The organism is uncultured Parabacteroides sp., from assembly GCF_905196875.1.
GTDB lineage: Bacteria > Bacteroidota > Bacteroidia > Bacteroidales > Tannerellaceae > Parabacteroides.
On the sequence record NZ_CAJJWO010000005.1, the window covers coordinates 71,528 to 94,885 of the forward strand.

Sequence of the window (23,358 nt, forward strand, 5' to 3'; positions counted from 1 at the left end):
TATTCTACAAAAGATTATCCCTATACCTGATTTTGCCAGGTATAGGGACTTCTTTCTACTTAGATAATTGGTCTATTACAGCCTGATTTGCTTTCTTTACAGCTGCTTCATTGATCTTTATTTCTTTACGGTCGTAAGTCATGAGGCCGTTTACTTCACCTTCCACATCGGTGGTCTGGGTGTAGACGGCGGCGGAGAAACCACGGTCGACCATGCCCTTCAAATCGTTGGCATATTTTACATATTCGGCAGTTACCTCATCGCTGTTCTTGAACTGTACATATCCCCAGTTACGTTTGTTCCACCACAAATGGTTTTCCAACGGCAGACCGATACCTCCGTATTCACCTAATACAGTTACACGCTGCGGATCATACAGGAACATGTTCGGTCCCGGATAGTTATGCAAGTCGAGGATATCGCCGCAAGCACGGTGGTTACCACCACTGGCCGGGTTCACCAGACGTGAAGGATCGTAGTTCTTTGTCCATTCAGCCACTTTTTCAGTATCGAACTGTCCCCATGCTTCGTTGAAAGGAACCCAGACAACGATAGAAGGATAGGAAATACACATATCCATGATCTCTTTCCATTCCTGGTAATAGTTTGCCACAGATTCTGCAGAACGATTTTTATCCGTTCCTCCGTTATAAGTATGAGGAGCCCATTGGTTACCCATGTCACCGCTCGGCATATCCTGCCAAACGAGGATACCTTCTTTATCGCAATGATAATACCAGCGTGCAGGTTCGACTTTCACGTGTTTGCGGATCATATTGAATCCCCAGTCTTTTGTTTTAACGATATCATACAACAGAGCTTCATCGGTAGGAGCTGTATATAATCCGTCAGGCCACCAACCTTGATCCAGAGGACCATACTGGAACAGATTCTTATTGTTCAACTGCATACGCATAACGCCGTTTGCGTCTCTTTTGCTTGAGATTTTACGGAAAGCAGTATATGATTTTACATCGTCCAATACTTTGCCGTCGTTGATCAACGATACTTTCATATCATACAAATAAGGATTGGAAGTATCCCAAAGCGTCGGGTTCTGAACAGCTAAACGAAGTTCTTTACCCTGCAAACCTTTGGCAGAAGCTACCACCTGGCCTTTATCCATCAACTTAACTTCTACAATAGACGTGTTGCAACATGGAACTGAAGTTCCGACTGTTACGTTCACTGTTCCGTTATCGATGTTCGGAATCGATTTAACAGAAGTAATATGATTAGTTGCTACCGGTTCGAGCCATACTGTTTGCCAGATTCCTGTCACCGGAGTATACCAGATTCCTTCAGGATTCGAAGTCTGCTTGCCGCGCGGCTGGTATCCTTTATCACTCGGGTCCCAAACGCGAACCACCAGTTTCTGATTGTTCTTACCTGTCAGATAAGGAGTGATATTGAATGAGAACGGAGTGAAACCTCCCTGATGAGAACCGATCAGGATATCATTAACAAACACATCTGTCTTCCAGTCTACCGCACCGAAGTTAAGGACAACATCCTTATTCTTCCAGTTAGCCGGAACAGTGAATGTCCGTTTGTACCATAATTCATTATTTTCTCCTACTTCCTTCTGAACTCCCGACAAAGAGGACTCCACAGCGAAAGGAACAAGGATATTTCCATCGAAAGCTGCCGGTTCTGCTCCGCCACGAGGTTTGATGGCATACTCCCATTCACCGTTCAGGTTTACCCAGTCGGTACGTTCCAATTGCGGACGCGGGTATTCGGGTAATACGTTTTTCGGATTGATTTGTTCAGCCCATTTTGTCTTGATCTTATCTCCGACAGGCTTCCACTGTGCTTGTGCACCCAGTGTCAGGGCCAAAGCGCAACATACTAAAAAGGTCTTCTTCATGCTACTTGTATTTAAAGTTACTACTTTGAAATTTCGTTTGTTATTCTGTCGGCAAAGTAATTATATTCCTGAGAGAGAGGCTTTCAATAATCATTCAGAATCTTTCAATAATCGTGCAAAGGGTTTGAAAGGTACATTTTGAGATACTTAAAACTCTCAATGTTTCGGTGCAATCGTATTTTTCATCAAAAAAATAGCAGAGTTTCCGTGCAATCTTATTTTTTCGTCCTAAAAATGAAATTGCAGCCGTACAATCTTATTTTTTGAGTGAAAAAATAAGATTATTCCGGTGCACTTCCACTTTTTCGAACAAAAAATCAAAAAATCTCTATACAATCCTACTTTTTTCTGAAAATAGGGAAATTGCAGACGAACAACGCTCAAATATCCCCTATACTGGCAAAAATTTAATTGTTTTGTCCTTATATTTGTCTCCATATTGACAATTATTGGAATATGAATTTCCTGCAAATTCAAATTATATGAAACAAATACCTCTTCTTATCATAACCCTGCTATCGCTGCTACGTCCTTTAGGTGGTCTGGCAGAGGAACTGCATTTCAGGCACTATAATAATAAGCAGGGATTATCACATAATACGGTCTACTGCTCCTTGCAGGATAAAAGAGGCTTCATGTGGTTCGGCACCGAAGACGGGTTAAACCGTTTCGACGGACATACCTTTAAGGTATACCGCCATAATTCGTATAACCCGAACAGCCTACCGGGCGACCATCTGAATTTCCTCTTCGAGAGTTCAGATGAAAGAATATGGATCTGTACTTCTGCCGGCACCTGTTACTATGATCACAAAACAGATACTTTTCATCCTTTTCACCTCTCTTCCGCCCAAAACGAACCGGAATCATTCTCTGCCGTTACCGAAGACAAAAACCAACAATTATGGTTCATCCGGCATAACCGTATCGTACGGTATAATCCTACAGACAGTAGTACCCGCGTTTATCCGGCAGAAAAGAATTTTTATCCAAACCTCATCACACTGACCAATGAAGGAGAACCTCTCTTCTCTAACGGACAAGCTTTATATACCTACAAGACGGAAAGCGATGCTTTCTTAAAAACCGAACTGCTTACCGAGCAACAGATCGGTAAGCAGATCAGTATACAGGCTATCCGTCAAGTACCGGAGCTGGGCATACTTGTCGGAACAAACCTGGCAGGTCTCCTGCTTTACAATTACCAGGATCAATCCGTCACTACTATCATCCCGGACATACAGGTTCGCGCCATTACTCCTTACAACAACAGTACATATTGGATTGCCTCCGAATCGGGTATCTATATATATAACGTATTGAGTCGCGAAGTGATAAACCTGCGTAAATCGCTGACCAACGAATATACCATTGCCGACAATGCCATCTATTCGATCACCAAGGATCGTGAGGGGGGTATGTGGGCCGGCTCTTTTTTCGGTGGCATCAGCTATCTACCGAAGGAATATACCCGTTTCAATCATTTCATCGGAGGAAAGACGCATCCCCAGCTACCGGGCAACGCCATCCGCGAAATCGTACCGGATCAATACGGCAACCTGTGGCTGGGAACCGAAGACAACGGGATCAACTGCTATAATCCGTCCACCGGACAGATCACCAACTATTCCTATAACAATCCGCAGCATCCTTTATCGGCCACCAATATTCACGGATTACTGGCCGATGGCAACCGCTTATGGGTCGCACTTATAATAAAGGGATCGATGTTCTGGACATTCCTTCTGGGAAAATCATCAAACATTATTCACGTGAAAGTACCGATCATCCTCTCAACGACAACTTTATCCTCTGTTTCTATAAAACCCGCAACGACGAGTTCCTGATCGGTACGGGTAGCGGCATCATGACCTACAACAGCCGGACGGAAACCTTCAGCCGCTGGAATAATATTTATGCCCTGATCCGGCAAATCTACGAAGACAGCAACGGCGATATATGGGCGGCAACGGCCAACGGTATCTATCATTATATACGTGAAACAAATACAGTCGAACATTATACCGCCGCTCCGAACAAATCGCAAAGTATCGGGAGCAATAATGCCACTTCCGTATTCGAGGACTCAAAAGGACGGATCTGGGTAACCACAGTAAACGGCCTCTCCCTCTTCAGCCCGGAAACCCAGTCGTTCAATCGTATCACTACTGAAAACGGCTTACCCAGTAATATTATTTACCGGATAGTGGAAGATAAGGAACATTTCTTCTGGTTATCGACAGCCAATGGCCTGGTCCGTTTCAATCCCGACACATATGTAATGCGTACCTTCACCTATACGGACGGACTGCACGAAACACAATTCAACTATAGTTCCTCTTATCAGGCTCCGGACGGCACCATTTATATGGGAACGATAAACGGTATGCTGTCGTTCAACCCGTCGCAGTTCAGGGAAGACACTTTCACACCGCCGGTATACATCACAGCAATTAACGTTCCCGACAATGAAGAGAGGCGGCATGATTTCACTTCCCCTTCCATCGAGAATGTGGAAACACTCAAATTACCGTATGACGGATCTACCTTTACCCTGTCGTATATAGCACTCAGCTATACATCGCCGGATGCCATCCGCTATTCGTATAAACTGGAAGGAGTAGACAAGGATTGGATCTATATGAATCAAAATAAAGATGTTACTTTTGCTAATCTTTCTCCAGGTGAATATACATTCAAAGTAAGATCCACCAACAGCAGCGGGATCTGGCAGGATAACGAACAGGTACTGCATATCATTGTTACCCCACCGTTCTGGGCTACCGGATGGGCGTTCTTCTTTTATGCTGTGATTATCTGCATTCTTATTGTCCTGTTTTATAATTATAAAAAAGCCAAGCTGGAAGAAAAGCATCGCATCAACCAGGATTTGTTCGAGAGTAAAAAGGAAAAAGAGCTATATGATGCAAAAATACAGTTCTTTACCTTCATTACACATGAAATACGCACACCGCTTACGCTGATAAAAGCTCCTCTGGAAAAAATACTCCGCTCCGGTGACGGCACTCCGTCTACCCAGGAGAACTTACGTATCATTGAGAAAAATACCCAACAATTGCTTAATCTGAGTAACCAGTTACTCGATTTCCGAAAGACTGAAAGCCGCGGGTTTAAGCTGAATTATGTAAAGACCGATGTGACATTATGGCTGAATACACTTCTGCAACCCTTCTTCCCGGTGATTGAAAAAGAAAGAAAATTATTTATTTGTGATATTCCGGAAGGTCCGTTTTTCGCTTACATAGACCGGGAAGCCTTTTCTAAGATCGTAAATAACCTGCTGACGAATGCCATAAAATATTCGGACCGGCAGATCTCCCTGCAAATGCAGATACAGGAAGAGAAAAAAGAATTCTCTATTACTGTCATCAACGACGGACACCTGATTCCCGACAGCGAAAAGGAAAACATATTCAACCCGTTCTACCGACTAAAAGAAACAGAAAACCAGCAAGGCAGTGGTATCGGATTATCCCTGGCTCGCTCGCTGACCGAATTTCATAAAGGAACCCTCGCCTATCAGCAAACAACGGATGGAAAAAATCAATTCTGCCTCACCTTACCCGAAGAACAGGAAGATTGTTATCAACTGGTACATGAAAGAAATACGGAAGAATCGTCCGATCAGAATATAGAGAAGGAGAATACCGAAAAGTCTGTCGTATTGATAGTGGAAGACCAAACAGATATGCGCCAGTTCATTGCAAAAGAATTGTCTGCAACTTACCGGGTACTCGAAGCAGCCAATGGCAAAGAAGCAGTCAACATTTTAAAAGAAAATACGGTAAACCTGATCATCAGCGATGTGATGATGCCTGTAATGGACGGTTTCGAACTTTGCAATGTTGTGAAAAACGACGTAAACTTCAGCCATATCCCGTTCATCCTATTAACAGCCCAACACAACCTCCAGTCACGGTTGAAAGGTTTGAACAACGGTGCAGATGCCTATATGGAGAAACCGTTTTCCATAGAATTGCTGACAGCTCAGGTCCAGAACTTGCTTAAAAGCCGGGAGATGCTCACTCAAACATATCGTGAAACACCTTCCGTTCCGGCTGCCACGCTGGCAGTATCGACGGTTGACGATATATTCCTCCGGAAATTCAACAGTTATTTGGAAGAAAATATAGCCAACGAGGCTTTAAGTGTTGAAATGCTGGCATCGGAGATGGGCATGAGTACTTCCAGCCTGTACCGGAAAGTAAAAGGTTTGTCCGGTTTAACGCCTGTTGAGTTTATCCGGATAACCCGACTGAAAAAAGCCGCAGAACTGATGCTAACGGGAGAAAGCCGTATAAATGAGATTGCATTCCAGACAGGTTTCTCTTCCCCGGCCTATTTCTCTACCTGTTTCCAAAAGCAATACGGGAAATCTCCTACTGACTTTATGAAAGAACATTAGGCAAAGGTAGCGTAAATTGAAAGGTGGAACCTTCACCCAACCTGGAAGATACGGAGATATCTCCTCCCATCTTATTTACCAAGCCTTTACAGATAGCCAACCCTAACCCGATACCGTTCTGGCTTCCTTTCAGCTGGACAAAACGGCCAAAAATATGTTCCAGTTCGTTCTCTGGTATTCCCCGTCCGGTATCAGATACATAAAAGTACAGACAATCATCCACCCGTTTGTAACCAAACCGTATGGAGCCATGCATAGTATGTTTTATTGCATTGGTAAGTAGATTTCCCAACACCTGTATCAGACGACTTTTATCCGTCCTGAATGTAATCTCCGGACAAGGATCCAAGATCAATTCTACATTTTCAGGCATCCGCAATTGCATTACACAATACATATCTTTCATTGCAGAAGGGAGATAAACATCCGTATAAGCAAAAGCCACCATACCCGACTCTATTTTGGAAATATCCAATACATCGTTTATCAACCGGAGTAATAACTCATTATTTGATTTTATCAGGCTGATGTAGGTATCCCTCAACTCTGGGTCTGTCTCGATCGACAGCAAATCGGAAAAACCTACTATTGCATTTAGCGGAGTACGGATCTCATGAGTCATATTGGCCAGGAAAGTTGATTTCAGTTGATCTGCATTCTCCGCTTTTTCCTTTGCATCAATCAACGATTGTTCATAGTCGACATATTTCTGATTATCGATCATACAACCAACAATCAGATTAGCATTCCCATTGGAATCATATTCCAGTGGTTTGGCTATAACCTCATAATGTCGGTATTTCCCTTCGTCGTTCTTTAAACGAAAATTTACAGCAAACTCCGGTAGTTTTTTACTTCTGATCTCATTAAACAGAAGGAAGAAGTCGCCCCTGTCATCCGGATGGCGCAGGTTCGATAAAGCGCGACAAATATATTTATTCCTATCGAGCAGAGAATTATTGGCTCCATAAAACTGAAAACAATGATTACAATGCTCTTTATCACAGGTTTGGAACAGATGAAAATTAAATGAATAAGTAGCAATGTGGCTATTCTTCAATGCTAGCTCCATCATCGTGCGGCTTTCTATCAGTTTACCTGCCAGAATCTGATTCTCTTTTTCCTGTTCAGTTGGGTCCAGATCAGTCAGGAGCAATGTATATCCAATAATTTCGTTATTCGCATTGATTCCCGGGATTATTGAAAATCCAATAGGCAAAGTATGGCTAACAACACTTCCGTTTCGTAAATATCTTTTCTGCACTTCCGACAAGTAATTTGTTTCAAACAAATTGGTGAAAAGAAAATCTGACATTTCAGTAACAGCTAATTTTTCACTTATAGCTTTGTTCAAAGCGACCAGTTGCCCGTTACTATCGTACAAAGCCCCTCCCTGAGGATGGTAAGTGAAGAAATTTGTCAACAATTGCTGTTTAACTATTATATTTTCCATCGTAGCCTTTTTATATATAATTGCAAAGTAAATCAAACTTTATAATTCAAAGACTACTTATACAGGAAACTTTTACTTTTCTTCCTAAAAACCATCAATGTTATAGATAATATCTATTTCATTATAAATTATATCCATCCTTATTCTTTGATTCGCTTACATTTACCGGAAATATGTTCAACATCCAATCGTAAAACATTAGTCCGCCCGAAAGAACCGGCTATATATTTTTCACCTATTGTGTTGTATTCCGGCGAATACTTTTTCGCAAGCAGACGCAAAGCATACAATCTTTCATCATCCGGCAGATCAGTATAAATCGTTCCAAAAGCAATTACCGACTCATAAGTTGTACTGAATTGCCTTGGAATAACCCGAGTATTGCCTACCACACAAAAACTGACTTTCGGATTCTGCCTGATACATTCCAATTTATATCCCTCCGGTGCGCAATGAAAATAGATATGTCCTTCAGGGTCCATTACGTAGCTAATCGGTATTCCATAACCAAAACCATTCGCTCCAGCCATCGCCAGAAAACCATATTCTCCCGTCTCTAATAACCGGACAGCAGATTCATTATCCAGTATTCTGTCTTTTCTTCTTATTTCTGCAAACATATTACAACATTTTAGAACCACAAATCTACAAAATACATTATATTTGTGCGTACAAAGAACACCTAATAAAACACGAAAATATGAGAACAAAGATTTCCTTATTTCTAATTGCCACCCTTTGCAGCCTTAGTTGCCTTGCACAGAGCGATTTTAATAAATACTTCAATAAAAAAAGTCTCCGGATAGACTTCGCTTTAAGTGGAAACTCCGAATTCCAGGCTGCTGCCATACAGCAATTACGTGAAGAACCTGTATGGGGAGGCCCTGTGAAAAACCTGATCGACAAGTTCAACTATGGCGGTTATTATGTAAATATATATGATAAAAACAGTAACGACCTGATCTATTCGAGGGGTTTCAATACGTTATTTGAAGAATGGCGAACCACTGAGCAGGCTAAAACGGAAACTCAATCATGGACAAACAGCATTTCAGTTCCCTATCCTAAAACGACAGTTGTTGTTGAGATAGCCGCCCGAGACAAAGCCGATATGCAGTTTCATTCACTGCTTAAAATGGATATCGACCCGACCAATATTTTTATTGACCGCGGTAGACTGAAAGATAACAAAGTGACTCAGGTCCAATACAAAGGGGATTCCAGTGAAAAAGTGGACCTGGTATTTATTGCAGAAGGATATACGGCTGCCGATCAGGAAAAGTTTGTCGCCGATGCAAAAAAATTTACAGAATCCCTCTTCAATACACCTCCTTATACGACACGCCGGGAAGATTTCAATATCTGGGCGGTTAATCTGGTTTCTGAAGATGCAGGAACCGACACTTCGGGAAAAGGTATATATAAAAATACGGCATTGAACTCCGGTTATTACACTTTCGGTGTAGACCGTTATCTGACCACCCCTGATATGAAATCAATCCGCGATGCAGTGTGGAATGTCCCGTGTGATGCCATATTTATTCTGGTTAATACCAATACTTACGGTGGTGGCGGTATGTATAATTTCTATGCAATCGGCACAGCTGATAATGAACGTACACAACATGTATTCGTCCATGAGTTTGGACATAGCTTTGCAGGACTGGCTGACGAATATTTTTCTTCTGAAGTGGCTTATCAGGATTTTTACAATTTGAAATATGAGCCCTGGGAGCCTAACATTACGACGCTAGTTGATTTTGAAGGCAAATGGAAAGATTTACTGCCCGCTAACACTCCGATCCCGACACCGCTGGATGATGCACATAAAGATAAAGCCGGCGTATTTGAAGGAGGTGGTTATATTTCGAAAGGAATCTATCGACCGATGGATCATTGCATGATGCGCGATTACGCTCCTTTTTGCCCGGCATGCAGCCGTGCTATTCTGCGAATGATTGATTTCTTATCAGACAGAAGTTATTAAAAACAGCTTTCATGAAAAAAGGTTCCGGTCAGATAACCGGAACCTTTTTAATTATTAACCTGATGCAATTACTGCATCGGAACTTCCATTAGCAAAATCTTCGCATCTTTCAACACCTCTATGGTAATGCTGTCCGTATCATAAAAACCAGCACCATCGCGTCTGGAAAGAACTGTATTACTTACTTCTACTTCTCCTTCAATGACAAAAAGATATACTCCCATACCTTGACGATGGAACTTATATTCTTTAATCTGTCCGGCATCCAGTTCTCCTATCGAAAACCAGGCATCCTGATTGATCGCAGCAGGCGTTTCACCATCCGGCGAAAGTACCAGCGACAATTCATTCTTTTTCAATAGCGGACGTATATCATAGTTATTATACTTCGGAGCCGTATTTTCTTCACGTGGAAAAACCCAGATCTGCAGAAATTCAAGCTGTTGTTCAGCACTGTCGTTGAACTCACTATGAAAAATACCTGTTCCGGCACTCATCACCTGAAGATAGCCCGGAGTGATAGTTTTACTGTTCTTTATACTGTCGCCATGCCGCAAATAGCCATTCAGCGGAATAGAGATTACTTCCATATTTTTATGCGGGTGAGTATCAAAACCTTCGCTTGGAGCTACCGTATCGTCATTTAGGACGCGTAGTTTGCCAAAATGTACCCTTTGGGGATTATAATAATTAGCAAAACTAAATGTATGATGAGTTTTAAGCCATCCATGGTTTGCATATCCGCGAGAGTTCGCCTTGTCTACTACCATTTTCATAAATAATTCCTCCTCTTTAATTCATTTATATAACATATTACTCATTGAAAAAGTTCCGGTTCGCATATCCCCCAGGACAGTATCCTTTTAAATAGTATGAAAAATGCTCCTAAATAAAAACATATCTGAAGAGAATTCAGTACTTTTGTACAAAATTCATCCAGTAAATATTAATCATATGGCAGTTTACTTAAACGATGTATCTAGAACCTTCGGAGAATACCTGCTTATTCCCGGCTTGACCACTAAACAGTGCGTACCTTCAAACGTTTCACTGAAAACAGCACTTGTGAAACATAATGTCAACGAAAAGTCCTCTATCGAATTAAATATCCCGTTTGTTTCGGCTATCATGCAATCGGTATCCGGACCTGAACTGGCTATCGAGTTGGCACGCAACGGAGGACTTTCATTTATTTTCGGATCACAGCCTATCACCAGCCAGGCAGACATGGTACGCAGAGTGAAAAAATTTAAGGCCGGATTTGTAATCAGTGATTCAAACCTGACACCAGAAAATACACTGGCCGATGTAATCGCCCTCGTCAGTAAAACAGAACATTCCACAATCGGAGTTACCGACGACGGAACGCCTAATGGTAAACTGCTGGGACTTGTCACCAGCCGCGACTACCGCGCAGAAAAAGACGATCCCGCTACAAAAGTAAAAGAGTTCATGACTCCTTTCTCCAAATTGATCGTCGGTGAACTCGGTATCTCGCTGAAAGAAGCCAACCAGATCATCTGGGATCATAAATTAAATACGTTGCCTATTATAGACAAAGACCAGAAGCTGGCTTATTTTGTATTTCGCAAAGATTATGACAACCATCGCGAGAACCCGAACGAAATTTCGGGAGCCGACAAGAAGTTGCTGGTCGGTGCCGGTATCAACAGCCGCGACTACATGGAACGTGTCCCGGCATTGGTTGAAGCCGGTGTCGATGTATTATGTATCGACTCTTCCGACGGATATTCCGAATGGCAATACGAAACATTGCAGTGGATCAAGAAAGAATATGGAGACAAAGTAAAGGTAGGAGCTGGAAATGTGGTAGACCGAGAAGGTTTCCTTTATCTGGTCAAAGCCGGAGCCGACTTCATCAAAGTGGGTATCGGTGGCGGTTCTATCTGTATCACCCGCGAACAGAAAGGTATCGGACGTGGACAGGCCACTGCTCTGATCGATGTAGCGATGGCTCGTGATGAATATAAAGAACAGACAGGTATCTATATTCCTATTTGCAGCGACGGCGGTCTGGTACACGATTACCACATGGTACTTGCCTTGGCAATGGGTGCCGACTTCCTGATGATGGGCCGTTATTTTGCCCGTTTCGATGAATCTCCGACAAAGAAGCTGCGCATCGGCAACAATTTTGTAAAAGAATATTGGGGAGAAGGTTCAAACCGCGCCCAGAACTGGCAGCGTTACGACATGGGAGGAAGCGCCTCACTTAAATTTGAAGAAGGAGTAGACAGCTATGTTCCGTATGCCGGCAAGATGAAAGACAATCTGAATCTGACATTAGGCAAGATCAAAGCAACCATGTGCAGTTGCGGTGCCGTCACCATACCGGAGTTACAGAAGAATGCCAAGATTACGTTGGTTTCTTCTACAAGTATCGTCGAAGGTGGTGCGCATGACGTGATTCTGAAAGAGCAGAATTAAGGATATCTAAAAACAATACTCAATCCCCAACGGTAAATACCTCGTTCAGGTTATTTGCTGCTGGGGATTTTTTATTGATTTTATCTGTATAATATCTGACGTCTCTGTTTGCCATTCACCCGATACGATAAATGAAGAAAATGTTTTTTTCGGTAAAGGATTGCCTGATCGAAAGGCAGGCCGCTATTTTTCAACGTATCCAGTAGGAAATAAATATCCGGTACATAACAGTCAGCCGCCTCCCCCTTGACATGCTGGCTCGAACGGACACCACCTGCCAAGCGGTTCACTTCCGGACTGCGATAGCCGCTGGTAACAACGATCGGTTTGTTGTAAGCAATGCGGAGCGGTTGAAGGAGACATTTTACTAATTCACGAATCGCTTCACGAACTTCGTCGGGCGGGTCATTTCTCAGGCCGTTTATTATTGCAATGCTGCTGTAAGTCATTTCTTCCCAGGAAAAATCTCTACTAATGTTCTTTTTCATCTTTTGCTTGTTTTATCTTGTATGAATAATCTACGCCGAACAAGGCTCCGGCAAATGTGCTGATCTCGCCAAAAGCGACAAGGATACTGTTATGGATCTCTCCGGCAGGGGCTACCCAAAAACCGGAAAAGAGTAGGACAATCCCGCCCACAACGAGCAGGATTGCCATAACTAACTGAACGGTTAACCGTTTCATTCGATCACAGGACGATCGTCGTCATCATCTCCTGCACCATTTTCTTTTTTCACAGGTTCCGTTTCTTCCTCAAACTTCGTGATCTGGTTCGACCAGCGCAAACTCGAGCCCGGAGAGAAAACAATACGGGCCTTTTTGATACAGGAAGCATTGAAATCATCCTTGTTTTCCGTTCCGTTCGATCTTACCGACAAACGGAAGTTGCCAAATTCGCCTACCTGCACGATACTACCGGAGCGAAGTTCCAATCCCATAGCCCAGTTCAGCGAATCGAGAACCGCTTTCACATCTGCACTCGACATCGCAGAACGGTTGGATATCAGTTCGCATAACTTCGCCATATCACAATACCCCGAGGCCTTTGCCACTGCATACGTTTTCACTTTGTCCTTATCGTCCCCGAACTTGATCGTTCTCTGCACTTTCTTAAATATTAATGCCATACCTTATAAATTTTAGATGTTGAATAATTACATACCCTTTATTCGAGTATGGTACAAAGGTAGGGGCAGCAGAAACGGATAAATTCCTGAAAAACACGAGTTAAAACACTATTAATCAAACACATTAAAAAGAAAAGCAATATTTGTCCGATCAAATTCAGGAAAATAAAAGGGAAGTATTTTAAAGCCTTTTAGCGTTAAAATACAAAACGTCCCGACTGCACCCAATATAAAGGGCAGGCGGGACGGGAACTATAATCAAAAGAGTTTTGTCTTTTAGCTAACTAATTCTTTCAGATCATAATACATCGGAAGTGTATCGTCCTCCGTTTCATTAATCAGTCGTTTAAAGCCATTCTTCTCATAAAACGGAACTGCATCCAGATAAGCATCTACCGTAAGAAATCGATTGGCTGAAATAGATTGATTATTAATCAGCATTTGCTTAATAGCCGATATCAACTCTGTACCCCAACCTTCTTTTTTATGATTCCGCGAAACGGCCAAGCGTCCTACTTTTACAGCCGGATAACTACCTAAATGCTTCCTGTGAGGGAAAGCTTGTCTAAGTTTACGCCATAAATTTTTAGAGATTGTTGTCTGAGTAATTTTATCATTGAGAAGGCTAAAATAAGCAATTGTCTCATTTTCATCTTCCAGAATAAAAGTATTGGCTATCATTTGATCCTTGTAATACAATGCATCTTCAAAAAGAAAACCGTTTAAATCTGCGTCACCACAGTCAAACGGTTTTATTTCTGTGAGTTCTTCTAACTTCGCGAGTTTCATATTGTTCACATCATAAAGGTTGCTATTCGTTTCAGTTTTTCATAAGCATCCTTTACGCGCTTCTTTTCTTCCGCAGATGCAGGTTTTACTTCTTCAATCGATTGAATAAAACGCTCTGCATCTTTTCCAAATAACACCGGAGTTTCTTTAATAGGTTTGGCCATAATTCATTTATTTTTAATGATCAATTTATCTGGTACAAAGATAATCATTATTTCACATTCAACAAGCTTATAGACATAAGTTTTAATACTCCCCTCCTACCTTTATCTTCCCCATCAAAAAAAGAAACTCCCGCAGATCGCTGGAGTCGGGTTGGGAGTGGCAGAGGTAGTTGTCGAAGGTTTCGAGTTTGTAGGGGAAGTTGAAGGCGAGAAGGAGGCTAGAGGCCTGATGGTGATATTTGGGACGGCCTTTGCGGTCGGCGTTTTCGATGACGTATAGCATGGGAAGGAAAAGGTCGGGATTTTGAAGCGAATAACGTAAGTGCCCCAAAGGGGTGTGATGGATAAGGTAATCGACGTAGAGTTCGCGATCGTGTTTGAAGTAGGCGTCGATGAATTTGCAGAAGGGCTTGGGAAGCGAGTCGTAATAGCCGAATGCCAGGTGGCAGAGGTTGAGGCGATATTCCTGACGGGCGGCTTCTTCGAGGGTTTGTAACTTGGCGTTAAACGACGCAGGCGTTGGTGCGTTGCCGAATAGCAACTGCATCTGTGTTAATAGTTTTTTCATGATACATGCTATCGGAGAGATAAGGTTTGGCTCTCCGATACCACGCCCGGCCGGCGCTGAAAAACAAAACCGGCTGCCCGTCTCTCCTTAAAAGAGAGAAAGGACAGCCGGTGATATGAGGATTGAAACCGGAACCGGATAATACCGCTACCCGCCTCCGTTCAACTTATCCAGCAGATGCTTGCCGGGTTTGAACTTTACACTGATGCGTGGCGGGATCAGGCAGGAAACTCCTGTTTTAGGGTTGCGCCCTACACGCGCCACCTGCTTCCAAGGAGTGAAAGTTCCGAATCCTTGCAAAAGCAATGTACCATCCCTACCTAACTCTTCGGAGACCGTTTCCAACATTGCATGAATAAAGCGTAATGCTTCCAACTGAGGAATATCCATCTTTTCGGATATCCTTACAGTCAATTCCTGTTTATTCATTGTTTATCAATTTATTCAGGTTCAGTACCATCATTTTGGATACAGCGAACTGTAAAACTATTTACCCGATTATCATAACGATCTGTCATAGTTGTAGATTTAACATCAACACCCCATACATGTATAGAATTGCCTTTAGGAGTAGATGAATAATAAAAACCTTCTCTCCCCTGGTATTCTTGAATTGGTTTACCCTCATTAGTAATTCCACGACGGGCAGCCAATGGTAAGATTAACCATTCGTTAGTATTTTTCCCCTGCATTTTTAAGAAATTATTTCCCGACTGACCATTTCCCATAATAGCTTTCCATTCAGTAAATGTGGGTACACGCCAACCTTTAGGACAAGGGTCATATTTTGTTTTTTCCGGAGCATTTTCAGTTCCTGTATTCCACAATTGATTTGCCCATTTATACTCAGAGTTATCCATCTCATTACCAGAAGGATTGTCAGTATTTGCACCCTTTATTAACAACCAATTGTTCTGCATATTAGGACTTGTAGACTTTGAAATAATACATTTATTTTTCCACGTATCAAAATTATCTAAGTCATTCTTAGTTGGATAGGAATTTCCGGAGTATGTACTATTAGTCATTTCGTCAGCATTAGCCGTATTAGGCACACCATCTTTACGCCCCCACTGGAATAAATTTCCACAGGTACCAGTTATGTTACCCGTGGTCGGAACTGAAGTTGGAATACTAGTCGCTCCCACATTCACCGGAGCCCAATACCTTCCATCCTTCATCAAAACAGGTTTAGCAGTCGTTCCTTCATAATTTGGTAAACTTCGGATAATTATCGTATCCCCAACGCTTTTATTATTCGAATTATGAATATTCAAAACAATATCGACAGGAACTTTAGTCGTTGCCTGATAAGGGATTGTTACCGTATACGAAGTTGTTACAATTGGTTTATCATCAGCAATTGCAGGAACACGATTAATTGTAGGTTTATCAATTCCACCTACCGAAAGTCCACTTTTATCATACAAAAATTTCACTTCTGGTTCTGTCTCCGTATTTCCTGTTGTGGTAAATGTAAAGGTCGCTTCTTCTGTTGCATTGGTTATATCTATTATGTTTTTCGTCCCGTTCCAGACCATACCCGCCTTTGTTAAAGCCGTTTCCTCTGATGTGATATTAAATTCAGCTTTCGGAAAAGAAGGCTTTACACGTATCTCTTCTCCTTCGTTCCAATCAGCCACAACAACATCAAAATTAACATCTACCCTGTCGGGAGCCGGGTTGATATTGATCTGATATCGATGATTACGAGCTAACGGGATCGGCGTACCGGCTACATCTATTTTTTTGAAATCGACAAGTTTAGTAATTGTAACACCTCCTAATGTTCCCTCTATCTGAATAGCCGTAGCTGTTGCCGGATCGTCATTCGCATTTTCATAAGTATATATACTGTCTATTTTCTGGTAGGTAGCATAACCCTCTTCTTCCACTAATTCCACTTTACTTCCGAACGGAAAAATATCTGTAGACATAATTACAGTTTCTTTCTGGTCGGGAACCAAAGATACGCCAATTCGCGGACGGACTAAGCGGGCTGATTTCAAATCAAAATTCTTTTCTGCATTATCAGGATCATAAGCATAGTTGCGAATATCAATGCGTGAAACCAAACGTTCCATTGTAAAAGTCTCTATTACCGAACCGCCACCACTCATCATTGCCGTCGACTCCCATGATTTTATGACTTGTCCAGCATACATAAGTAATGGTGCTGTTGCATTCTTATTTTGTCCTGCCAAGGTCGTTACCTGTTGAAGTTCTTCCCAGGTTGTAACAGCCTTTAAAACATCAGTCAACTCATTTGCTTCATAATTAGCTATCACGACCACTTCGGGATTTTTCCAGCCATCACTGCGATGGCGGATAGAAGCCTTGTACTTGCCTGCCTGATCAGGAATAGCAATCAAAGGCTCGTTCAGTCCTTCAGCGGCACCCACTTCTTCTGTACTGAAATATTTACCAAATGTTCCGGCACCCTGTTCGTCTGCTTCCGTATGTACAAAAAAGGCGACACTACTGATTTCTTTTTCACTAGGGAAAGAAACGTCAGTCAGCACATCTCCTTCCGCTTTCGTCCCAGTATTCAACGGTAAATCCATTGTCAAAGTAAGTTTACCATACCCTGGTTCCACATAATCCGTATTACGGTTTACTTCCTCTTCATTGCATGATACCAGAAAACCAGTTAAAAGCAATGATAACAGTATTATATTGTATTTCATATTTTATTCCTTTCCGTTTATTTTTATTCTATTTGCCCAGCCTCCTGTATAAAGGTGATCGACTGAGAGACATAATTATCTTTTTTATTCACGATCGTTACCGTTGCTGAACGTCTACTTGTAGTTCCATTAGCTGCGGCTTTGATATAGACATTACCATTATAGGTTCCCGGAGTTAGAACGGGAGTAGTGGAAGAGCCATTCAACCAATCCGTCGCAGTCGTTGTATCTGTAAGATCATCCGGATTTCCATTATAGGTAATGATACATTCCCAGGCAGTATTTGCTGCTACTGAAATTTTACGCATATTTCTGTGTGATTCATCACCTGCCGGTGCATCTGTAAAACCAGCTACCGGAACTGTAACGTTACCAGTTGCATCCATATCATCACAACTCAAACGGATTGTCCCATAATCGGGAGCAGCCTGATTAACTGTAAAAGAGCGAGTGATTTCAGTATTCGTTATTTTCAATTCTATTTTTTGTTCTCTTGGTGTATCTTTTGTAGTATTCTGATTAATCATCAAGGTCAATACATCATCGCTCTTTTGGGCTTTTACCCAATCATTCAGTACAGAACTGTTGGCTATTTCCCATCCTGTACCCGAAGCTGAGATATTCAAGGCTATACTAAACGTTTCATCATCTTCTGCATTCGATTTCAACCCCGGAACATTCAGAATATTATTGCTGAAAGAAATCCCTGCCATCCATTTAAAATCCGCAGTAATGTCGATATGGTTTTCCGCAGCAGTTGCGCCTTTCTGACGAACCACCAACGGTTGGCGAATGGAAGGACGAACCACATTTTGAACCATAACAATTGTTTCACGCATATTTTGACTCAGGTTATCTTTAGTTGTTGTTATAGCGATATAATCTACCACATCTGGATTATCTGTTGTACTTTCTGTTTTTTTCTTCTCCACCGTAAGCCAGTCTACCGAAGTATCTGTTACAAGTTCCCATTCGCTTCCTGATTCCACATCTATACGAATAGCCTCTGCTATCGTTGCCGCACCTACTGTAAGAGTATTATTTTCAAAAGCAATATCTGCTTTCGGAGTAGGATCTGCTACCTCTTCACCCTCCACTGGAGCATCTTCCTCTTTCGGTTCATACTTCAAAACAATCGTTCCCAAATCAGGGGCGACATTTAAAGTATCGGCTATCTGCCATTCCTGTACACTCAACGTTGCTACCAACGTTCCCAAACCACGCTCTTCCACAACTACTTTATAACGATTGTTCGGATTTATCGTGATCGGTTGTTTGTTCTCATAATTCAACATCGGAACCTGAACGACCTGCACAGCCCCATCCGTACTTTTCCCGATCAATGTCAATTTTACTTCACTTTTATGCATTTCAGTCGAATCCAACGGATAGAGATAAAACACACTATTTGTTTCACCTGCATTCGAATTTTCCAAGCTGCTAAAATCAATGACAGGCAACTTCGCATAACGGGATGTACTGAACGGTGTTTCCGGAAAAACGGGACCTTCTTCCGGGACATTTTCCAAACCGACTTTCTGAATAACAAAACCGGTTGCCACTGCATCGTTCGATATATCGAAACGTGCCACCCGACGTATCAACGATACTTTGATACGACCTTTTACCGTAGACATAGTTGTATCACATATCGCACTCATCAGAACCGGACAACCTAACAAGTCAGTCTGTTTATTAGTCATTAGTTTTCGAAATGCCACCGTATCTGTTTCATGCAGACGGATTTCACTCAGCGACTGATGACTACGGCCGTTTGCCACAAAATAAAATGATTTTCGTTCTCCTTGGGTAATAGAGATTGTTGCCGTTTTATTCTCACCTGTAGCAGAAAGATCAAAACTATTTTCTTCTGTTCCGCCACCACCACTACGGAATATCTCTTCCAACACCATTGATTTTGGTGTTTTGGAACTCAATGTATCCTCTCCAAACACATAAATATCCAGTGTTTCCAGTTTGTTTTCCGCCTCACTAGCTATCGCTTTCGTGTAGGGCACTATCCCTTGCGAGGTCCCGGGAAAAACAAAAGATATTCGTTGACCTTCAGCGTTTGCAGGAGCATCAGACCCCGGCAATTCCCCGTTTTCATTACAGGATGTGAGCAGAAAACCTGCTGCCATCAGCAATAAATACTTGTTTCTCATAACTTTTAAATTAAAATGTTTATATTTTGCAGTCTGTTTGCTGCGTTATTTTGCCCCAACTATTTTTTCAGCTCTCCGTACCAATTGTACCTCCGTCTATCCAGTCACCGCTTATTGCGGCCGAAACATTCACATTACCATCTTTATCTATTTCCATCAGGAGATTAAACTCTTGACAAAGATTGTAATCCAGATCGATATGCATTGTATGGAAATATTTATACAGATCGATCTCGCGCGTAATCGCTTTATCTGCCGCCCAAAGGCAAAATATCGGATGATCGTTATTGTGTAAACGGTAGGTGACAAAGCAGCCATTGATTTCATGGGAAATATCCATTTTCGCTCTTGTTTCATGTCTGACTTTCGTTACCTTGTCCGGTCGTCCAGGTATATGAACATTTTTCCCTGCCTGGTTCTTTTCCATATATTCTGGTTGGAAACTGTAAATGGGAGAAAGCCCAGAGAGTGTCATGCGAAAATTTCCACTGTTAACAGGTGGTGTTTCCTTCCATTTTACTGTTACTCCTAGCTTTAAATGACAATGTAATAAGTCGATACGACTTCGGGTAAAGCCGATACTTTCGACCGTAAATGGATGATAACTATAAAACAAAGGCTCTGTATCTGCTTCCGTATCTGTCAACAGGCACATTTCCGAAAGATATGTTTTCCCAATTTCTATTTTATTCGCTTGGCTTAATGAGTCTATATTTGCCCAGGTTAGCAATGTATACTTACCCGGCGGCAGACTAAATGTACTAGTTGTACTCATTTTTGCCGAACGATTGATTATATCACAAAGAAGGCCATGCTCATCAAAGAGATATTCACGAAACGTATAAATGTAGAATGGTAATTCGCTTTGCATACTATTGGTTGTGTACCAGTATTCCAATTTGACATTATACGGACACTCTGCCAGTTCGCCGTCAATGTTACAACCGGTAAGAACCAGAAAGAACAGGGACAAGAGATTTATAAATTTCATGGCTCGCCTCCTTTCCCTATCTCTCCGATACAAGGATCGGGAAGATGTATGTCTTCGGTTAAAACATTATCGGAAAGTCTGGTTTCTGTGCAACAATCCTTGCCTGTTTGTCGCAGGCAGAGGGAGGCATGACGCATCCAACCGGCGTAAGGGAGACTTACTTTATATTGCAGGGTATAAGTCTTTTTTTCATTCAGACCGACTAGACGCGTATAAGGTTTTACGAGACACATGCGCGGATCGATCAATTCTTCGCGCCGGTCGAAGCGATAACGCTGACGGCCATAGAGGATAACTGACGGAAGTGTAACATTCTTGTTGCTTTTACAAAGATAAGGCGTCAAACTCAAGCTACGCTCCGTTGGGAGTTGGATACCGCGGATGGTGATCTTCATTTCTATACGGACACTGTCGTCGCGGATCATCATACTCTGCGGGGTAAAAAGGATACTCCGCGTCTGAGATGAGGCAGCCTGGATGAATAAGAACAATAAAGCAGTCCAAAAACAGTATTTACCTTTTTTCTTCCCCATATCAGTGTATTATATATATGAAAGAAACACCCAGTCGAGTAGGCCCTACAAAATGACGTTTGTATCTTCCTACAAGCTCCGCACACTCCGTACATACATATGTATTGTATTCCAGATAAGTATATCCCACTCCCAGCGACAATTCCAATCCCCAACGTCCGCCAATGGCAAAATGATAACCATACGAAAAGCCTCCCCCGTAAAGTTCTCCCCGATAGGTGTACTCTTTCAGTCCGGGGATAAAAGGTATCTGTCCGATATTATAATGACCATAATGCCCATGTATCCCGAAGAAGTGCCCCTCGAAACTTTTGCAAGGCCAGTAACGCACTTCAGGCTGCACCAGATAATGCCGCAACGTCATTTCATCCGGGAAGAAAGTCCACGCGTTATAACTTCCTGAAAGGTTCAATGTCAGCTTTTTAGATAAAGCTATTTCCAGCTCGGCATTCGGCGTAGAAGTCAGCCACCATGACACATTCGTCCCTATCCCTACCTGCTGCCCTTTAGATGTTAAGGACAACGATAGCAGCAACAAGGCTAAAAACGTGGCTCGCAACTGGAGTTCTTTTCTTTCTTCCGATCTTTTCATTCCTATTTCCCTATACAAGATGTCTGATTCCTTGTAAGAATCGGACATCTAAAAATGGAAAGAGAATATTTGCTGAATTTCAGATATTTAAGGAGGAACTATTTAAGAAAATTGAGCGATTGGAGAACTGTTTTTATTCGGATTAGATTATAAAGTCTTTTTTATTTTTTCACATTTTCCTTGTTTATTGTAGAATAACATGTACATTTGCAGACAGATAGCCTGTGTTTTTCATGGGGTCATCATTAAACAACCATTAGATGTCCGATTCTTACAAGGAATCAGACATTTTTTATTTTTACTCTTTCCTTTCTTTTTACCTTTCATTGATTTTCCGCGAATAAACGAATTCAACATATCTTCATTGGTTTCATCAATCAGATGTGAAGGCATCCCTTTCATATACGTTTTTGTCACCCGCTCCGAGCTATGCCCCAATGCCTGGCTAATGATCGATGTTGCCGTACCGCAGGCTTCCACCAGTGTTGCCCAAGTATGGCGTGCCACGTAAGTGGTTAACGGGATAAAGAATTTCAGATCTTCACCCACTGCACGCAGGTTGCGGTTGACTTGGCGAAGGGCACTCTGTTCGGATACTTCCTTTTCACTCTTGTAGCGGTTGTAGTGGAGGAAAGGAAAAAGATACGGACTGCTTTCTTCTGCATACCGTTCGGCCAACTCCTGTAACTCCGGAATAATCTTGACACGCAGCGGCATATCCGTTTTACTACGGCTGTAATTGATATATCCCCCGTAGAAGTCGCTTTTCTTCAAATTAAAAAGATCTACGAAACACATTCCCCGGGCATAAAACAGGAACATAAAAATATCGCGGGCACGAGCTTTCTCGCCTGTCAGCTCCGCATCACGCAGCAGACAAACATCCTCCTTTGATAATGCCCGCTTGATTGTGGGCGGCACTACGATTGCGTTGGATTTGAACGGGTACTCCTCCGGCTCCCCGATCCGATACTGTTTCAGGGCTTTATTATAAACTGCTCGCAGCGTACGAAAATAGCAGTTGACACTGCCCGCCGAAAGATGGTCCGTTTCCTGCATATAACTGACATAATCGGATACCCACTCACTTGTAACATTCTCCAGATAAAAACAATCAGAACTTTCACCTATAAAACGGCGAACCGACTGCATCGTACTCCGATAGCTGGCTGCCGTAAACCGTTTTTCACTCTCATTCAAATACCTGATCTGTTGCTGGAAATAATGATCCAACAACAGAATTCCTTTCTTTTCTCGACTTTTCATTTATTTATCGTTTTCGTGTTTTTACTCTCCAAATGTCAGGATTTTGGATTTTTTACTAACAGGGATACAGACGTTTTGGTTGCTTCCGGACAAAATAAGGGGAATTTTACGAGGTTTTCAAAGGGGCTACCAGAAATCATCCGAATGATTTTTTAATTCTTCCGTATATTTCAGGGAAAACATCCGGTAGTTTGGCATGAACTATGCAGATGAATTTTGGAATTCATTCGGATGATTTTTTTAATAGTCAGGAAAAAGGCATAAAACAGGAAAATACCAAGAGTATAAAAGA

21 protein-coding genes are annotated in these 23,358 nt (G+C 42.1%); 4 read left to right on the forward strand and 17 right to left on the reverse strand.

Annotated features, from left to right (window positions below):
• Window positions 1-55: 55 nt before the first annotated feature.
• Window positions 56-1,870, reverse strand: a complete 1,815-nt coding sequence (locus tag QZ076_RS03190) for a sugar-binding domain-containing protein (protein ID WP_293710298.1) — start codon at window positions 1,868-1,870, stop codon at window positions 56-58.
• 482 nt (window positions 1,871-2,352) lie between these two features.
• Here QZ076_RS03190 and QZ076_RS03195 point away from each other — a divergent pair, with 482 nt between their 5' ends.
• Together QZ076_RS03195 and QZ076_RS03200 are read left to right on the forward strand one after the other, a co-directional pair.
• The gene (locus tag QZ076_RS03195; protein ID WP_293710300.1) at window positions 2,353-3,717 is read left to right on the forward strand and encodes a two-component regulator propeller domain-containing protein; all 1,365 of its coding nucleotides are present in this window, start codon (window positions 2,353-2,355) and stop codon (window positions 3,715-3,717) included.
• Window positions 3,718-3,737: 20 nt separating this feature from the next.
• A complete protein-coding gene (locus tag QZ076_RS03200; RefSeq protein ID WP_293710408.1) occupies window positions 3,738-6,296 on the forward strand; it encodes a hybrid sensor histidine kinase/response regulator transcription factor in 2,559 nt (852 codons plus the stop codon).
• On the opposite strand, the gene QZ076_RS03205 is transcribed toward QZ076_RS03200, so the two are convergent.
• Window positions 6,280-7,749, reverse strand: coding sequence for a PAS domain-containing sensor histidine kinase (locus tag QZ076_RS03205; protein ID WP_293710302.1), 1,470 nt, complete (start codon window positions 7,747-7,749; stop codon window positions 6,280-6,282). The genes QZ076_RS03200 and QZ076_RS03205 overlap by 17 nt on opposite strands.
• Before the next feature lie 140 nt (window positions 7,750-7,889).
• Window positions 7,890-8,369 carry a pyridoxamine 5'-phosphate oxidase family protein gene (locus QZ076_RS03210; protein WP_293710304.1) on the reverse strand — a complete coding sequence of 160 codons (480 nt, stop codon included), beginning with the start codon at window positions 8,367-8,369 and terminating at the stop codon, window positions 7,890-7,892.
• An 80-nt stretch (window positions 8,370-8,449) separates the two neighbouring features.
• On the opposite strand from QZ076_RS03210, the gene QZ076_RS03215 reads away from it, so the two are divergent.
• Window positions 8,450-9,736 (forward strand): M64 family metallopeptidase, encoded by a 1,287-nt coding sequence (locus QZ076_RS03215; RefSeq protein WP_293710306.1) that lies wholly within the window; start codon window positions 8,450-8,452, stop codon window positions 9,734-9,736.
• A gap of 68 nt (window positions 9,737-9,804) precedes the next feature.
• Here QZ076_RS03215 and QZ076_RS03220 read toward each other — a convergent pair whose 3' ends face one another.
• Complete coding sequence (locus tag QZ076_RS03220; protein WP_293710308.1) at window positions 9,805-10,512, reverse strand: pirin family protein; 708 nt, start codon at window positions 10,510-10,512, stop codon at window positions 9,805-9,807.
• 178 nt (window positions 10,513-10,690) lie between these two features.
• On the opposite strand from QZ076_RS03220, the gene QZ076_RS03225 reads away from it, so the two are divergent.
• Complete coding sequence (locus tag QZ076_RS03225; RefSeq protein ID WP_293710311.1) at window positions 10,691-12,184, forward strand: IMP dehydrogenase; 1,494 nt, start codon at window positions 10,691-10,693, stop codon at window positions 12,182-12,184.
• A gap of 80 nt (window positions 12,185-12,264) precedes the next feature.
• Here the strand turns inward: QZ076_RS03225 and QZ076_RS03230 are convergent, their stop codons facing one another.
• The 13 genes from QZ076_RS03230 to QZ076_RS03290 all read right to left on the reverse strand — a co-directional run bounded on the left by QZ076_RS03230 (window position 12,265) and on the right by QZ076_RS03290 (window position 23,066).
• Window positions 12,265-12,672, reverse strand: a complete 408-nt coding sequence (locus QZ076_RS03230; RefSeq protein ID WP_293710313.1) for a D-Ala-D-Ala carboxypeptidase family metallohydrolase — start codon at window positions 12,670-12,672, stop codon at window positions 12,265-12,267.
• Window positions 12,656-12,868 carry a hypothetical protein gene (locus QZ076_RS03235; RefSeq protein WP_293710315.1) on the reverse strand — a complete coding sequence of 71 codons (213 nt, stop codon included), beginning with the start codon at window positions 12,866-12,868 and terminating at the stop codon, window positions 12,656-12,658. The genes QZ076_RS03230 and QZ076_RS03235 overlap by 17 nt, the downstream gene beginning before the upstream one ends.
• Complete coding sequence (locus QZ076_RS03240) at window positions 12,865-13,311, reverse strand: HU family DNA-binding protein (RefSeq protein WP_293710317.1); 447 nt, start codon at window positions 13,309-13,311, stop codon at window positions 12,865-12,867. Before QZ076_RS03240 ends, QZ076_RS03235 begins: the two co-directional genes overlap by 4 nt.
• A gap of 276 nt (window positions 13,312-13,587) precedes the next feature.
• Complete coding sequence (locus QZ076_RS03245) at window positions 13,588-14,100, reverse strand: GNAT family N-acetyltransferase (protein WP_293710319.1); 513 nt, start codon at window positions 14,098-14,100, stop codon at window positions 13,588-13,590.
• A gap of 5 nt (window positions 14,101-14,105) precedes the next feature.
• The gene (locus QZ076_RS03250) at window positions 14,106-14,264 is read right to left on the reverse strand and encodes a hypothetical protein (protein ID WP_293710321.1); all 159 of its coding nucleotides are present in this window, start codon (window positions 14,262-14,264) and stop codon (window positions 14,106-14,108) included.
• A gap of 82 nt (window positions 14,265-14,346) precedes the next feature.
• Window positions 14,347-14,832, reverse strand: a complete 486-nt coding sequence (locus QZ076_RS03255) for a hypothetical protein (protein WP_293710323.1) — start codon at window positions 14,830-14,832, stop codon at window positions 14,347-14,349.
• Window positions 14,833-14,979: 147 nt separating this feature from the next.
• Window positions 14,980-15,261 (reverse strand): HU family DNA-binding protein, encoded by a 282-nt coding sequence (locus QZ076_RS03260; protein WP_293710324.1) that lies wholly within the window; start codon window positions 15,259-15,261, stop codon window positions 14,980-14,982.
• A gap of 11 nt (window positions 15,262-15,272) precedes the next feature.
• Window positions 15,273-17,519, reverse strand: a complete 2,247-nt coding sequence (locus tag QZ076_RS03265) for an FISUMP domain-containing protein (protein WP_293710326.1) — start codon at window positions 17,517-17,519, stop codon at window positions 15,273-15,275.
• 23 nt (window positions 17,520-17,542) lie between these two features.
• Window positions 17,543-19,684 (reverse strand): BACON domain-containing carbohydrate-binding protein, encoded by a 2,142-nt coding sequence (locus tag QZ076_RS03270; RefSeq protein WP_293710327.1) that lies wholly within the window; start codon window positions 19,682-19,684, stop codon window positions 17,543-17,545.
• 67 nt (window positions 19,685-19,751) lie between these two features.
• Entirely contained in the window at window positions 19,752-20,675 is a 924-nt protein-coding gene (locus QZ076_RS03275) for a FimB/Mfa2 family fimbrial subunit (RefSeq protein WP_293710329.1), read from the reverse strand.
• Window positions 20,672-21,208, reverse strand: coding sequence for a DUF3868 domain-containing protein (locus QZ076_RS03280; protein ID WP_293710331.1), 537 nt, complete (start codon window positions 21,206-21,208; stop codon window positions 20,672-20,674). Before QZ076_RS03280 ends, QZ076_RS03275 begins: the two co-directional genes overlap by 4 nt.
• A 1-nt stretch (window position 21,209) precedes the next feature.
• Window positions 21,210-21,800, reverse strand: a complete 591-nt coding sequence (locus QZ076_RS03285; protein ID WP_293710333.1) for a DUF3575 domain-containing protein — start codon at window positions 21,798-21,800, stop codon at window positions 21,210-21,212.
• A gap of 231 nt (window positions 21,801-22,031) precedes the next feature.
• Window positions 22,032-23,066, reverse strand: coding sequence for a site-specific integrase (locus QZ076_RS03290; protein ID WP_293710334.1), 1,035 nt, complete (start codon window positions 23,064-23,066; stop codon window positions 22,032-22,034).
• Window positions 23,067-23,358: the final 292 nt, after the last annotated feature.

What these genes read in the sequence shown, in the direction of transcription:
- QZ076_RS03265 (WP_293710326.1), bottom strand. Translation starts at nt 17,519, where the DNA reads ATGAAATACAATATAATACTGTTATCATTGCTTTTAACTGGTTTTCTG.
- QZ076_RS03260 (WP_293710324.1), bottom strand. Translation starts at nt 15,261, where the DNA reads ATGAATAAACAGGAATTGACTGTAAGGATATCCGAAAAGATGGATATT.
- QZ076_RS03245 (WP_293710319.1), bottom strand. Translation starts at nt 14,100, where the DNA reads ATGAAACTCGCGAAGTTAGAAGAACTCACAGAAATAAAACCGTTTGAC.
- QZ076_RS03240 (WP_293710317.1), bottom strand. Translation starts at nt 13,311, where the DNA reads ATGGCATTAATATTTAAGAAAGTGCAGAGAACGATCAAGTTCGGGGAC.
- QZ076_RS03225 (WP_293710311.1), top strand. Translation starts at nt 10,691, where the DNA reads ATGGCAGTTTACTTAAACGATGTATCTAGAACCTTCGGAGAATACCTG.
- QZ076_RS03280 (WP_293710331.1), bottom strand. Translation starts at nt 21,208, where the DNA reads ATGGGGAAGAAAAAAGGTAAATACTGTTTTTGGACTGCTTTATTGTTC.
- QZ076_RS03275 (WP_293710329.1), bottom strand. Translation starts at nt 20,675, where the DNA reads ATGAAATTTATAAATCTCTTGTCCCTGTTCTTTCTGGTTCTTACCGGT.
- QZ076_RS03220 (WP_293710308.1), bottom strand. Translation starts at nt 10,512, where the DNA reads ATGAAAATGGTAGTAGACAAGGCGAACTCTCGCGGATATGCAAACCAT.
- QZ076_RS03230 (WP_293710313.1), bottom strand. Translation starts at nt 12,672, where the DNA reads ATGAAAAAGAACATTAGTAGAGATTTTTCCTGGGAAGAAATGACTTAC.
- QZ076_RS03215 (WP_293710306.1), top strand. Translation starts at nt 8,450, where the DNA reads ATGAGAACAAAGATTTCCTTATTTCTAATTGCCACCCTTTGCAGCCTT.
- QZ076_RS03255 (WP_293710323.1), bottom strand. Translation starts at nt 14,832, where the DNA reads ATGAAAAAACTATTAACACAGATGCAGTTGCTATTCGGCAACGCACCA.
- QZ076_RS03290 (WP_293710334.1), bottom strand. Translation starts at nt 23,066, where the DNA reads ATGAAAAGTCGAGAAAAGAAAGGAATTCTGTTGTTGGATCATTATTTC.
- QZ076_RS03235 (WP_293710315.1), bottom strand. Translation starts at nt 12,868, where the DNA reads ATGAAACGGTTAACCGTTCAGTTAGTTATGGCAATCCTGCTCGTTGTG.
- QZ076_RS03190 (WP_293710298.1), bottom strand. Translation starts at nt 1,870, where the DNA reads ATGAAGAAGACCTTTTTAGTATGTTGCGCTTTGGCCCTGACACTGGGT.
- QZ076_RS03210 (WP_293710304.1), bottom strand. Translation starts at nt 8,369, where the DNA reads ATGTTTGCAGAAATAAGAAGAAAAGACAGAATACTGGATAATGAATCT.
- QZ076_RS03250 (WP_293710321.1), bottom strand. Translation starts at nt 14,264, where the DNA reads ATGGCCAAACCTATTAAAGAAACTCCGGTGTTATTTGGAAAAGATGCA.
- QZ076_RS03285 (WP_293710333.1), bottom strand. Translation starts at nt 21,800, where the DNA reads ATGAAAAGATCGGAAGAAAGAAAAGAACTCCAGTTGCGAGCCACGTTT.
- QZ076_RS03200 (WP_293710408.1), top strand. Translation starts at nt 3,738, where the DNA reads ATGACCTACAACAGCCGGACGGAAACCTTCAGCCGCTGGAATAATATT.
- QZ076_RS03205 (WP_293710302.1), bottom strand. Translation starts at nt 7,749, where the DNA reads ATGGAAAATATAATAGTTAAACAGCAATTGTTGACAAATTTCTTCACT.
- QZ076_RS03195 (WP_293710300.1), top strand. Translation starts at nt 2,353, where the DNA reads ATGAAACAAATACCTCTTCTTATCATAACCCTGCTATCGCTGCTACGT.
- QZ076_RS03270 (WP_293710327.1), bottom strand. Translation starts at nt 19,684, where the DNA reads ATGAGAAACAAGTATTTATTGCTGATGGCAGCAGGTTTTCTGCTCACA.